Annotated in this window: 11 protein-coding genes; 4 read left to right on the top strand and 7 right to left on the bottom strand. The window is 68.9% G+C overall.

Features of this window, described 5'->3' with window-relative positions; genetic code table 11:
* Positions 1–7 precede the first annotated feature (7 nt).
* On the bottom strand, positions 8–895 hold the full coding sequence (locus RT688_RS00785; protein ID WP_313702949.1) for a TraB/GumN family protein: 888 nt from the start codon (positions 893–895) through the stop codon (positions 8–10).
* Positions 896–916: 21 nt separating this feature from the next.
* Between RT688_RS00785 and RT688_RS00790 the strand changes: the two genes are divergently transcribed.
* From RT688_RS00790 to pabB, 3 genes are read left to right on the top strand one after another with little or no spacing between them, the layout of a single operon-like run.
* Positions 917–1654: a pyrimidine 5'-nucleotidase gene (locus RT688_RS00790; RefSeq protein ID WP_313702950.1), complete on the top strand. Its 738-nt coding sequence runs from the start codon at positions 917–919 to the stop codon at positions 1652–1654.
* Positions 1655–1668: 14 nt separating this feature from the next.
* Positions 1669–2247 (top strand): nucleoid occlusion factor SlmA, encoded by a 579-nt coding sequence (gene slmA / locus RT688_RS00795; RefSeq protein ID WP_313702951.1) that lies wholly within the window; start codon positions 1669–1671, stop codon positions 2245–2247.
* 10 nt (positions 2248–2257) lie between these two features.
* Entirely contained in the window at positions 2258–4099 is a 1842-nt protein-coding gene (gene pabB, locus RT688_RS00800; protein ID WP_313702952.1) for an aminodeoxychorismate synthase component I, read from the top strand.
* Here pabB and RT688_RS00805 read toward each other — a convergent pair.
* The 3 genes from RT688_RS00805 to RT688_RS00815 all read right to left on the bottom strand — a co-directional run bounded on the left by RT688_RS00805 (position 4096) and on the right by RT688_RS00815 (position 6011).
* Entirely contained in the window at positions 4096–4707 is a 612-nt protein-coding gene (locus RT688_RS00805) for an OmpW family outer membrane protein (protein WP_313702953.1), read from the bottom strand. The genes pabB and RT688_RS00805 overlap by 4 nt on opposite strands.
* A 282-nt stretch (positions 4708–4989) precedes the next feature.
* A complete protein-coding gene (locus RT688_RS00810) occupies positions 4990–5577 on the bottom strand; it encodes a glutathione peroxidase (RefSeq protein ID WP_313702954.1) in 588 nt (195 codons plus the stop codon).
* 11 nt (positions 5578–5588) lie between these two features.
* On the bottom strand, positions 5589–6011 hold the full coding sequence (locus RT688_RS00815; RefSeq protein ID WP_313702955.1) for a CoA-binding protein: 423 nt from the start codon (positions 6009–6011) through the stop codon (positions 5589–5591).
* 133 nt (positions 6012–6144) lie between these two features.
* On the opposite strand from RT688_RS00815, the gene RT688_RS00820 reads away from it, so the two are divergent.
* The gene (locus RT688_RS00820) at positions 6145–6801 is read left to right on the top strand and encodes a peptidoglycan recognition family protein (RefSeq protein WP_313702956.1); all 657 of its coding nucleotides are present in this window, start codon (positions 6145–6147) and stop codon (positions 6799–6801) included.
* Positions 6802–6805: 4 nt separating this feature from the next.
* Here the strand turns inward: RT688_RS00820 and RT688_RS00825 are convergent, their stop codons facing one another.
* The 3 genes from RT688_RS00825 to RT688_RS00835 form a co-directional block, all read right to left on the bottom strand.
* Positions 6806–8191: a serine hydrolase domain-containing protein gene (locus tag RT688_RS00825; protein ID WP_313702957.1), complete on the bottom strand. Its 1386-nt coding sequence runs from the start codon at positions 8189–8191 to the stop codon at positions 6806–6808.
* A gap of 278 nt (positions 8192–8469) precedes the next feature.
* Positions 8470–10251, bottom strand: coding sequence for a ShlB/FhaC/HecB family hemolysin secretion/activation protein (locus tag RT688_RS00830; protein WP_313702958.1), 1782 nt, complete (start codon positions 10249–10251; stop codon positions 8470–8472).
* 5 nt (positions 10252–10256) lie between these two features.
* Positions 10257–13021, bottom strand: a 2765-nt coding sequence (locus RT688_RS00835; RefSeq protein WP_313702959.1) for a YDG domain-containing protein, incomplete at its 5' end; no start/stop codon positions are given.

The following is a 13021-nucleotide window of genomic DNA, read 5'->3' on the forward strand; positions in this document are numbered from 1 at the left end:
CCCCGCTTCAGTACACCCGTTCCACCGCGATGCCGCGCTGGCGCAGCAATTCCGGCAAGCCGTTTTTCCCCAGCAGATGCAGCAGTCCCACCGCCACCACGGCATTGTTCTCGCTCGCCAGCATCGCGGCCACCTTGTCCGCCATCGGCCCGTTGCGCTCGTACAGCACCACCTCGCGCGTAAACTTGCCGGTCAATGTGGTGTCGCTCTCGAGCCGGCGGGCGATCCCGTCCAGCGCCGCCTGGTCGGCGCGCTCGTAGGCGTCGAACATCTCGCGCGCCTCGCGCAACTGGCGGCCCGATGCCATGTTCTCCAGCGCTTCCTCGAGCAGGCCCCACTGGTCGTCGTCGGACATGCGGTTCAGCAGTGCCGCCTGGTACTGCGCCGATTCGAGCTCGGCGATGCGGGTATTGCCGCCGCGCGCCAGGTGCGCCAGGTGGGCGTCCACGCCCAGGGCCGGGTTGTAGCCCAGCTTGCCCAGGTCGGCGACCGCCAGGATCGTCGCCACCATCCAGGGCTTCATCTGCGCCACGGCGGCCGGGTCGACACCTTGCTTGCGCAGGCCGCTTTCGATGCGCTGGCGGCGCTCGGCCGGCAAGGCCGCGATGCCGGGGCTGCCGGCCGGGAACATGCCGTGCTGCTGGAATGCCGCCATCATGGCGGCCGGGTCGCGCGCCGCGTCGACCTCCAGCGCCAGCGTGGGCGCGGCCGCCATCGCCGCGCGGATGCGCGGTTCGAGCGGATAGAACTCGGGCTTGCCGGCGTGGATGGTGCCGTACAGGTACAGCGTGTTGCCCTTGCCGGTGACCTTGAACAATGCGCCACGCTCGGCGGCCACGGCCTGGACGGCCATCAGGAACAGGCTGAGGAAGACCACTATAATCGGACGTCGCATATTCTCTCCGTGTCAAAAATCTTGCCAAATCATAACTCTTCATCGCCCGTCTGGCTGTTTGATCTCGACAACACGCTACATGACGCATCGCATGCAATCTTCCCGGCGATCAGCGCCAACATGAACACCTATATCGCGCGCGTGCTCAGCGACGGCGTCAATGCGGTGACCCAGGCCCAGGTCGACGCGGCGCGCCTCGGCTACTGGAAGCGCTACGGCGCCACCCTGCTCGGCATGATGCGCCACCACGGCGTGCTCGCCGCCGACTTCCTGCGCGAGACCCACGACATCGGCGACCTGCGCCTCATGATGCGCGCCGAGACCGGCCTCGGGCGCTTGCTGCTGCGCCTGCCGGGGCGCAAGATCCTGCTCACCAACGCCCCGACCGAATATTCGTCCCAGGTGGTGCGTCACCTGGGCCTGGGCCGCCATTTCGCCCACCACATCGCGATCGAGCAGATGCACGTGCACGGCCAATTGCGCCCGAAGCCCTCGAAGCTGATGCTGCAGCGCGTGCTGCGCCGCCATGGCGTCGATGCGCGCGACTGCATCCTGGTCGAGGACACGCTGGCCAACCTGAAAAGCGCCAAGCAGCTCGGTTTGCGCACGGTGTGGGTGACCGGTTACCTGCGCCGCGGCGAGCGCAGCACCCTGGCCGCGGCCCGGCCGAAGATGTTGATTCACCCCAACTATGTCGATGTCAAAGTAAAATCCGTGCGGCAGTTGCCGAAGCAGCTGCACCGGCTCATCCAACACTAGAAAACTTACATCCCATGGCAAGTACCAAGCCAGGCCAGCGCAAGCTGCAAATCCTCCAGGCCCTGGCCTCGATGCTCGAGCAGCCCAAGGGCGAGAAGATCACCACCGCCGCGCTGGCGGCGCGCCTGTCCGTCTCGGAAGCGGCGCTGTACCGTCATTTCGCCAGCAAGGCGCAAATGTTCGAGGGCCTGATCGAGTTCATCGAGGCCAGCGTGTTCGGCGTCATCAACCAGATCGTCGAAAAGGAAGAGCGCGGCGTCGACCAGGCCCACGCCATCCTGCAGATGCTGCTCGCCTTTGCCGCGAATAACCCCGGCATGACGCGGGTCCTGATCGGCGACGCCCTGGTGGGCGAGGACGAACGCCTGCAGCTGCGCATGAACGGGTTCTACGACCGCGTCGAACTGGCCTGCAAGGGCGCGCTGCGCCTCGCCGTGACGCAAGGGCATGGCGTGGAGGACGACGTCGCCGCGCGCGCCAGCCTCTTGGTGAGCTACGTCACCGGCCGCTGGCACCGCTACGCCAAGAGCGGCTTCCGCCAGCATCCGTCGGATGGAACGGGCGTACAATTGTCGCTCCTGCTGGCAGCCTGAAGCGACCACCATGAACCCGGCGGTCTTTGCCCTGCTCGACGACGCGAGCGCAGACGGTCATGCGCAGGCCCTGTCGCGCCTGTACAGCGAGCACGCCGGCACCCTCACCTGCCGGGATGCCGCCGGCTGGAACACGCTGCTGGCGGAGATGCAGGCGGCGCTGGCGCGCGGCCTGTACGCGGTGCCGGTACTCACTTACGAACTCGGCGCCCACCTGCTCGGCATCCGGAGCAAACCTCTCGACATGCCGCTGGCCCAGGTGCTGCTGTTCGCGCGCTGCGAGCGCATGACGGCCGGACAAGCCGCAAGCTGGATCGCAACCCGCGCCACCGATGAGACACCGGCCGGCATCGGCGGGGTGCAGGCCAATGTCGGCGAGGCGCAGTTCGTGGACGCCATCGGGCGCATCCGCGACTACATCGCCGCCGGCCACACCTACCAGGTCAACTACACCTACCGCCTGCGCTTCGACGCCTTCGGTTCGCTCTTCGCCCTGTACCAGCGCCTGCGCGCGCGCCAGCCGGTGCCGTACGGCGCCCTGATCGCGCTACCCGACGGCGGCGCCGTACTGTCGTTCTCGCCCGAGCTGTTCGTGCGCCATGAAGCCGGCACGCTGCTGGCGCGCCCGATGAAGGGGACTGCGCCGGCCAGCGGCGACGCCGACGTCGACGCCCGCCGCGCGGCCGAGCTGGCGCTCGACCCGAAGAACCGGGCCGAGAACCTCATGATCGTCGACCTGCTGCGCAACGACCTGGGGCGCGTGGCGCAGACCGGCAGCGTGGCGGTGCCGAAGCTGTTCGAGGTGACGCGCTTCGGCGCGGTGCTGCAGATGACCTCCACCGTGCGCGCCCGACTGCGCCCTGGCGCCGGCCTGGCCGAGGTGTTCGCCGCGCTGTACCCCTGCGGCTCGATCACGGGCGCGCCCAAGCGCCGCACCATGGAGATCATCGACGAGCTGGAGCCCGATGCGCGCGGCGTCTACACCGGCGCGATCGGCTGGTTCGACCCGCCGGCAAGCGGGCAGGCCGTGGGCGACTTCTGTCTATCGGTGCCGATCCGTACCTTGTCGCTGGGGCCGGGAGAACAGCTGCGGCGCGGCGAACTGGGGGTCGGCGCCGGCATCGTGTTCGACAGCGACGCCCAGGCCGAATATGCCGAGTGCCGCCTGAAGGCGCGCTTCCTCACCGGTTTGCCGAACGAGGCCGAGATTTTCGAGACCATCAAGGCCTCGTGGGAGGACGGGCCGCGCCACCTGGACCAGCACCTGGCGCGCCTGGCCGCCTCGTGCGCGTATTTCGGCCGCCCGTTCGATCCGGACGCCGCGCGCACGCTGGTGGTCGATGCCTGCCTCGGCCTGGCGCACGACGGCCTGTACCGGCTGCGGCTGGCGAGCGCCGCCGACGGCACGCTGACGCTCACGGCGGCGCCGTTGGCGCCTTTGGCGGAGCCGGTGCGCGTGCTGCTGGCCGCGACGCCGGTCGCGTCAAACGACGTCTTTTTGCGCCATAAGACTTCGGTACGCCGGCGCTACGACGCGGCCTGGCGCGCCGCCGAGGCGCAAGGCGCCTTCGACGCCCTGTTCTTCAACGAGCGTGGGGAATTGACGGAAGGGGGACGCAGCAACGTGTTCGTGCGCATCGACGGCAACTGGATCACGCCGCCGCTGTCCTGCGGGCTGCTGCCGGGCGTGACGCGCGCCGTGATCCTGGCTGCGCCCGCATGGAAGGCGCGCGAAGGCATCGTCACGCGCGCCATGCTGGAGCGGGCCGAGGGCATCATGGTCTGCAATGCCCTGCGGGGACCGCTGCTGGCGGTGCTGGACATGAACGCCAGCGCCGTTCAGGTTGATTAGAAGCGGTAGCCGAGGCCGACGCCGAAGAGCACAGGATCGACCTTCACCTTGCTGGCGCGCGCGCCGCCCACGAACACGTCGCTGCGGATCTGCACCTTCTTGACGTCGACGTTGACCGACCAGTTGCGGTCCAGCTTGAAATCGACGCCGGCCTGCAGCGCCAGGCCCCAGCTGTCGTTCTCGAGGTCGCCCGCGCCGTCGAGCAGGCGCACCTTCGAGATACGAGTGTAGTTCACGCCGGCGCCAAGGTAGGGGCTGATGACCTGCGCGGGCGCGAAGTGGTACTGCACGCTCAGGGTCGGCGGCAGGTGTTTGAAACTGCCGATCTTCGCGCCATCGAGGGTCACGTCGTGCTTTTGCGGATAGGTCAGGATCAGTTCGGCCGCGATGTTCGGCGTCAGGAAATAGCTGACGTCGAGCTCGGGGATGGTCTTGTCGTCGACGTGGATGCGGTTGGCCGCGCCGGCGCCGCCGATCGGATCGGATTTATTTGCGGTATCGATGTGCACCGCGCGGGCACGCACCAGCCAGGGCGATTCCTGCGCCATCGCGGCGCCGCTTGCCAGGCCGAGCACGGCCACCATCAGGGTCAGACTCAGTTTCTTCATTTTACTTACCTCTTCGTCACAAATTCGATGAGGTAAGCTTATTGATGCGACGCAACAAAATCGTTGATGTGGATCAAAAACGACAATGTTGTGTTTGGTTGCTGGGCTGCGGTGTGGATGGGCGCCCGTGCCGCGCGGTGATCGTTGGCGTTGGGTGGGCGCCCCTGTGCCCACGCGGTGATCGTTGGCGGCTCCGATTTCAGACTCGATTATTTGGCAGCCAGGTATCACCGCGTGGGCACAGGGCGCCCACCCTACGTCTCGGCCCTGCTGCGGGTGCTTTTACAGCGCTGCCTCGATCTTGCTCACCAACTGCGGATCCTCGGGCGCCACCTTGCTCGGGAAGTGCTCGATCACCTTGCCGTCGCGCCCGATCAGGTACTTGGTGAAATTCCACTTCGGTTCCTTGCCGGTCTGCTTGGCCAGGCTGGCGTGCAGCGGGTTGGCGTTCGGGCCGGACACCACGGTCTTCGCGAACATCGGGAACTTCACGCCATAGGTGTTATAGCAGAGGTCGGCGATTTCCTTGGCGTTCTCGGCTTCCTGTTTAAAATCGTTCGACGGGAAGCCGAGCACCACCAGGCCGCGCGGGCCGTATTTTGCGTACAGCTTTTCCAGGCCTTCGTACTGCTTGGTGTAGCCACAGTAGCTGGCGGTGTTCACGACCAGCACCACCTTGCCGGCGTACTGGCACAGGTTCTGCGGCGCCTCGTCCTGCAGGCGCTTGAAGTTCTGGTTGAGCAGGGCCGGGCAGGATGCCGGTGCAGCGGCGGCAGGCGCGGCGGCGGAAGCCGGTGCGGCCGGGCCTTGCGCCATGGCGGAGCCAAGGGCGGCGGAAAGAAGCAGGAGCAGGGAAACGGATTTCAGCATGGCGTGATCGTTCAGGCGTTGAGCTTGCGGTGTTCGATTTTCAGGCAGTGGTTCATCACCACGTCCAGTCCGGCGGCGCGCGCGAGGTCGGCGGCAGCCTGGTTCTCGATCTCGAGCTGCATCCACAGGCAGCCGGCACGGATCGCGATCGCGTCGCGCGCCAGCGGCGGGATGTCCTCGGACTTGCGGAAGCAGTCGACGATGTCGATGCGGGTACCGTCCGGCGCCAGCGCGTCGGCCGCGGACTGCAGGTCGGGATAGACGCGTTCGCCGAGAATCTCCTGGCCGTCGTAGGCCGGGTTCACGGGAATGATGCGGTAGCCCTGCTGCTGCAGGTATTCGGCCACGCCGTAGCTGGCGCGGTCCGGCTTGTTGGACAGGCCGACGACGGCGATGGTCTTGCTGTCCTTGAGGATCTGGGCAATGGTTCTCATGGGGTTCGGAAGTGGAGGGATTCCTCGCTAGCTTAACAGGAAAGCATCGGGCTTCGCGAGCACGCTTGCACGCGGTTTGCGTACCTGTGCCCGCCTGTGGAAAGATGTCGTGTTTTCCACAGCGAACCCATCCATGAACCTGAGCCTTCGCGCTTCGCGCACCCTCTCCCTGCTCGCCCTTGCCCTGGCCTGCGCCAGCTGCGCCGTGCAGGCGCCCACCGCCACCGCGCCTGCGATCGCGCCTGCCATCGTGCCGCCGATCGTGCCGGTCAGCGACTGGGGCGGCACGCCGGCCGACGCCGCCCGCGCACGCCGCCACGAGATCACCGACATCACCCTGCACCACCAGGGCGAGCCGTTCAAGCCCGGCACCGACGTGCGCCAGTACCTGCGCAATTTGCAGGCCTGGTCGCGCAATACGAAAGGCTGGCTCGACATCCCCTACCACTACGTGATCGACCTCGAAGGGAAGATCTACGCCGCGCGCGACATCGGCTTTGCCGGCGACACCAACACCGAGTACGACCCCAAGGGCCATGCCCTGATCGAAGTGGTCGGCAATTTCGAGGAGGTCGAGCCGAACCAGGCCCAGCTCGAGGCGGTGGCGGACCTGATGGCGATGCTGGCGGCGAAGTACAAGGTGCCGGTCGAGCGCATCGCCAGCCACCGCGATCACTCCGACAAGACCGTGTGCCCCGGCGCGAACCTGTACCGCTACGTGCAGAGCGGCTGGTTCCGCGAACAGGTCGCGGCCAGGCTGGCGGCGCAGCCGCAGACGGCCGCGCACTGAGGGCCTACAGCCGGCGCGCCTTGATCCGCTGGCCGTTCTGGTGCAGCACCAGGTAGCTGCTGTCGGGCCCGTCGAAGCGCACCTCGGCCTCGATCTCGCGCGCGAAGAACACGGTCTCGCTGCGCGCGAAGATCTCGAGCTTGGCCTGGCCGGTGGCCTGGGCAAAATAGCGGTCGCCCTCGCGGGACAGCGCCAGCACGACGTTCGGCGCCAGTTCGTAGCGGCCGACGCGGGTGTCGAAAGCGGCGTTGGCGATCCTGACGCCCCCGGATTCGGGCAGCGGCTTGCCCATGGCGAGCGTGGCCGCCTGGTTCGCCACCGTCCCGGGATCGATCATGCCGCTGTCCGCGTTGCTCAGCACGGCGACAAAGACCCGCTGCGCCGGCAGGCGCAGCGCGTAGGTGGCAAAGCCGTTGATGGCGCCGCTGTGCGCGAGCACCGGTTCCCCCTGCAGCTTCCCGACTTGCCAGCCATAGCCATACCCGGTGGGCTTGCCGTCCGCCAGCGTATAGGACGTGAACGCGCGCTGCCAGCTGGCGGGCCCCAGCAGCTTGCCGGCCGCGATCGCCGCATCCCAGCGCGCCAGGTCGTCGACGGTGGAGACCAGCGCACCGGCCGCATACGGCTGGCTCATGCTCAGCGCGGCGGCGCGGCCGAATCCCTGCGCGCCGGCGGTATGCCCGGCCGCACGCGTCGCCTTGCCGCGCTCGAAGCCTTCGTAGGCGGTGTTCTCCATCCCCAGCGGCACGAAGATGCGCTGCTCGAGAAACGTCGCATACGGCTGCCCCGACACCTTCTCGATGATGGCGCCGAGCAGGAAGTAGCCCGAATTGTTGTAGCGGTAGGCCGTCCCCGGCGCGAACTCGAGCGGCGCGTTCTTGAACGAATCGATCATCTGCGCCACCGTGACGTCGCGCCCCATGGTCAGCGGATAGTCGGGCCGGCTGGTAAAACTGACGATGCCCGAGGTATGGGTCAGCAGGTGCTCGACGGTGATGGTCTTGCCGCGCGTCGGGTAATCGGGAAGGAAGCGCGTGATGTCGTCAGTAAGCGCCAACTTCCCTTCCTCCGCCAGCATCAGGATCGCGACCGCGGTGAACTGCTTGGTGAGCGAGCCGAGGCGCATCGCCATGTCGGCGCTCAGCGGCGTCTTGCCGGCCGTGTCCGCGCTGCCGTAGCCCTTGCGCAGCACCGTCTCGCCGTCCTTGACGACGATCACGATGGCGCCGGGCTCGCCCGCCTTGTAATACGGCGCAATCGCGGCGTCGATCCGCGCCGCCAGCGGCTGGGCCGCTTCGGCGGCGGGCGCGTCGGCAGCGTGGGCGGCAGGGGCAAGGGAGGCTCCCAGCAGGACCAGGACGGCGACACAGGCGGCGGACAGTTTCGGCATGCTCGGGCTCCCTCGATCGTTATGGAACATGCACTGTAACCCAGCCGGGGAGCGGCGCCGGCCGCCGTGCGACAAAATGCCGATGCGCGCGACGAATCCCAAGAACGGGTGCCTGGGCCGCGCGTTGACAGCCCTGCCCTGCCCTGCCCCGCCGGAATGTCCGGACCCATCATGTGGACGGCGCGTCCAAGGGATAAAAGACAAGGCCGCCTGGCGGCGGCCTTGTCTCGCGATCGGGCGTCACCCCGGTGGGCGGACCTGGCCGCCCTCCTGCCGCATCAGAACGAGGTCATGACCTGGAACCAGGCGCGCGTGCGCGAGCTGCTGCCGTCGACGTCGCGGCCATTCGCGGCCAGGCCCGGGTTGCTGCCGACCTTGCGCGCCACCGTGACCTGGGCCGTGGTGCCGGCCAGGGGACGCCAGCTCAGCGCCAGGCCCGCGCCCTTGAGCGCATAGTTGTTGCCCGCGTTGCTGGCCGCGAGCGCGCCCGGATACAGGTCGCGGTTCAGGGTAATGTGCCCATAGTCGAAGAAGGCGCTGACGCCGGCGTTCGCCGCCGGCAGGTCCCATTGCGCTTCCAGGGTCGCCACGTGGCCCGCGTCGCCGCTGGCTTCGCCGGCCGCATAGGCGCGCACCCGGCCCGGGCCGCCGAGCGAGATCTTCTCGCCCGACTCCAGGTTACTCGACGAGAACTGGCCGCTGAGGCTGGCGAGCAGGCTGAACGGACCGGTCAGGCGCTGCTGGCGGCTCAGCTGGTAATTGGTACGCAGGAAGCGTCCGGCGCTGCGCTCGGCCAGCGCGTCGGCCGCTTCGAAGGCCGCGTTGCCCGACAGGTCGAGGTGGCCCGGCGTGAGGTCGAGCGAGGCGCTGGTATACCCGCCGCCCAGCCAGCCGTCCTGGGCGCTGAACACCAGGCCCAGCGGCAGCGTGCGCACCACCTTGTCGCTCAGTTCGGCGCCGTTGGCGCGGTTCACGTAGCGCTTGTCCTCGTAGGACAGGCGCAGCTGCAGGCTGGTGCGGCGCGTGCGCAGCAGCGGATGGGTCAGCACCACTTCGCCGACCTTGGCGGTGCCCTGGGCGTCGAGCGCCTCGAATTCCTCGCCCAGGTGGTAGCGCAGCCCGGCGTAGGACAGGCCCAGGCGGGTGCCCGACGAGCCGACCGGCATCACGTAGCCGGCGCGCGCATACTTGAAATCGGAACCGGTGCTCGACGCCAGCAGCGAGACCTGGTCGCCGTTGCCGCTCGGGTCGTTGAGGTAGACGCCGCCGGTGGCGCGCAGGCGGCCGGTGTAGCGGTTCGACGAATTGTCCAGGCCGAGGGTGGCGCTCACCAGCGGGCCTTCCGTCAAGTCGACTGCGACCGCGGTTTCGCCCACGGCCGCGCCCGGGCTCAGCTCGGCGCGGGCACGCATGCCCGGCAGGTCCTGGGTCAGCAGCAGCGCGCGTTCCAGCTGGTCCTCGTGCACCGGCTGGCCGGGTGGCACCAGCGCGTCGAAGTAGCGGCGCGCGCGCGCTTCATCGAGGCGCACGCTGGCGTCGCGGCGCAGTTCGACGCCGGATACGCGGCCTTCGAGCACCTGGATCGTCACCAGGCCGGCGCCCAGGTCCTGGGCTGGCAGCGTGGCCGAGGCCAGGAAGTAGCCCTGCGAACGGTAGTAGTCGGACACCGCGGCGGCGGCCGCCGACAGCTCGGCAAAGCTCAGCTCGCGCCCGGCATAGGGCTTCAGCAGTGCCTGCAGGGTGGCCTCGGGCACCGCATCGGCGCCCTTGAAGACGAAGCCGCGCACCAGCACGCGCTGGTCGCCGGACAGGCCGACGCGCTGGGCCGGCTGGGCGTCCGGCAGCACCTTCGGCGCCGGGCCGGGCGGCGCGATCAGCGCCGGCGGGCGCTGCGATTCGAGGATGCGGCCGGCATCCGGCACGGTCTGGGCGCTGGCGAATGCCGGCAGCAGCATGGCGGCCAGCGCCAGCGGGCGCAGGCGGCCAGGCTGGGCGGCCTGGGCAGCTTGGGATTGAGGGCGGGATTGCACGTGGATCGCTCCGGTATCAAATAAGGTCATGGTCTTCATTGCTCGCTGCGCACGCCGCCGTTACGGGTCAGCACTTCGGTGCCGCCCGAGAGGGTCACGATGTTGCCGTCGACACGCGGGCCGGCGACCGGCGCCGGGCTGCCCGGCTGGCGCACCTCTTCCACGCGCGGCAGTTCGCGCTGCTGTTGCTGCTGTTCGTTCTGCTGGTGCGCGACCGTCGCCGTGCCGCCGATGACTTCCAGCGGCAGCACCGGTGCGATCGTGGCGCGGATCGCGCGGGTCAGCTCGGGCGGCGCGCCCGTCACCGTCAGCATGCCGTCGACGAAGGCCAGCTTGTAGTCGTTCAGGGTCGCGCTGGAGCCGACCGTGATCGCATAGCTGCCCGGCGCCGATTGCGGCGTCGCGTTCGATGCGGTGACGAATGCCGGCAGGATCGCCGGGCTGTCGCCCTGCACCAGGCCGCTGACGCTGTAGCCGAACACCGGGTTGTTCAAGCCGGCCGCGCGGGTGGCGTTGTTGGCCTTGACGGTCAGGGTCGCCTGGCCGATCGCGGCCTGGGTCGACACGCTGGTAGCGGCCAGGCGGTAGTTGCCGGCATCGACGCCGGACAGCGCCAGGCCGTTCACCTGGACCGCCTTGGCGCTGCCGGCGCTCTTGTCGGCGAAGCGCGCATTGCCCGCGATGCTCAGCTGGTCCTTGCCCAGGCGGTCGTCGCCCAGCACCACGCTGGCCGCGGTGCCGCCGTCGTAGACCTTGTCGACGCCGCTGGCGCTCACGTGCAGCGTGCGCGGGGTGATGGCGGCGCTGGCGCCCAGGCTGGTCGAGGCCAGCGTGTAGTTGGCCGCGTCCTGGCCGCCCAGCGCGATGCCGTTCACCCGGATCGCCTTGGCCGTACCGGCGTTCTTGTCGGCGAAGGCGGCGCCCCCGTTCGACAGGTTCAACTGGTCGCCGGCGACACGGTCGTCGCCCAGCGTCACGCTGGCGGCGGTGCTGCCGTCGTAGACCTTGTCGATGCCGGTGGCGCCGACGTTCAGCACGCGCGGCGTGATGCTGGCGGTGGTCGCGCCGGTGTGCGAGGCCAGCGTGTAGTTGCCGGCGTCCTGGCCGCCCAGCGCGATGCCGCTGACCGTCACCGCCTTGCCCTTGCCGGCGTTCTTGTCGGCGAAGCTGGCCGTGCTGGTGTAGGCCAGCACGTCGCCCGCCACGCGGTCGTCGCCGAAGCGCACGGTGGCGCCCGTGCCGCCGTCGTAGACCTTGTCGACGCCGGTCGCCTGGGCGGTCAGCACGCGGCGGCCAATGTCGGCCGTGGTGCCGGCGCTGGTCGAGGCCAGCGTGTAGTTGCCGGCGTCCTGGCCGCCCACCACGATGCCGGTCACCGAGACCGCCTTGCCGTTGCCGGCGTTCTTGTCGGCGAAGCTGGCGGCGCCGGTGTAGGCCAGCACGTCGCCGGCGACGCGGTCGTCACCGAAGGTCACGCTCGCAGCCGTGTTGCCGTCGTAGGTCTTGTTGACGCCGGTGGCGCCGACGACCAGGGTGCGCTTCGCGATGTCGGCGCTGGTGGTGGCGGTGGTCGAGGCCAGCGCGTAGTTGCCGGCGTCCTGGCCGCCCAGCGCGATGCCGCTGACACTGACCGTCTTGCCGTTGCCGGCGTTCTTGTCGGCGAAGCTGGCGCTGCCGGTATAGGCCAGCACGTCGCCCGCCACGCGGTCGTCGCCGAAGGTGACGCTTGCCGCCGTACCGCCGTCATAGGTCTTGTTCACGCCGGCAGCCTGGGCATGCAGGGTGCGCTTGGCGATGTCGGCCTGGGTCGTTCCGGTGGTCGACGCGAGCGCGTAGTTGCCGGCGTCCTGGCCGCCCAGCGCGATGCCGCTGACCGAGACCGTCTTGCCGTTGCCGGCGTTTTTATCGGTAAAGCTGGCCGTGCTGGTGTATTCCAGCACGTCGCCGGTCACGCGGTTGTCGGTGAAGCCGACGGTGGCGGCATTGCTGCCGTCGTAGGTCTTGTTCACGCCGGTCGCGGTAGCGTTCAAGCTGCGCTTGGCGATGTTGGCGCTGGCGGTGGCGCCCGTCGACGCCAGCGTGTAGTTGCCGGCGTCCTGGCCGCTCAGCGCGATGCCGGTGACGGTGACCGTCTTGCCGGTGCCTGCGTTCTTGTCGGTGAAGCTGGCGTTGCCGCCATAGCCCAGCACGTCGCCCGCCACGCGGTCGTCGCCGAGGGTGACGGTCGCGGCCGCGCTGCCGTCGTAGACCTTGTCCACGCCGGTGGCGCCGACGGTCAGCAGGCGCTTCGCAATGTCGGCCTGGGTGACGGCGGTGGTCGAATCCAGCGTGTAGTTGCCGGCGTCCTGGCCGCCCAGCGCGATGCCGGTGACGGTGACCGTCTTGCCGATGCCCGCGTTCTTGTCGGTGAAGCTGGCGCTGCCCGCGCTCAGCGACAGCACGTCGCCGGCGATGCGGTCGTCGCCCAGCACCACGTTGGCCGCGCTGCCGCCGTCGTAGGTCTTGTTCAGGCCGGTGGCGCTGGCGGTCAGGCTGCGTTTCAGGATGTCGGCGCTGGTGGTGCCGGTGGTCGACGCCAACGCGTAGTTGCCGGCGTCCTGGCCACTCAAGGCGATGCCGCTGACGCTGACCGTCTTGCCGTTGCCGGCGTTCTTGTCGCCGAAGCTGGCGCTGGCGCTGTACTCCAGCACGTCGCCGGTCACGCGGTCGTCGGTGAAGCCGACGGTGGCGGCGTTGCTGCCGTCGTAGGTCTTGTTCACGCCGGCGGCGCTGGCGGTCAGGCTGCGTTTCAGGATGTCGG

The organism is Massilia sp. (assembly GCF_032106685.1).
Lineage (GTDB): Bacteria > Pseudomonadota > Gammaproteobacteria > Burkholderiales > Burkholderiaceae_D > Telluria.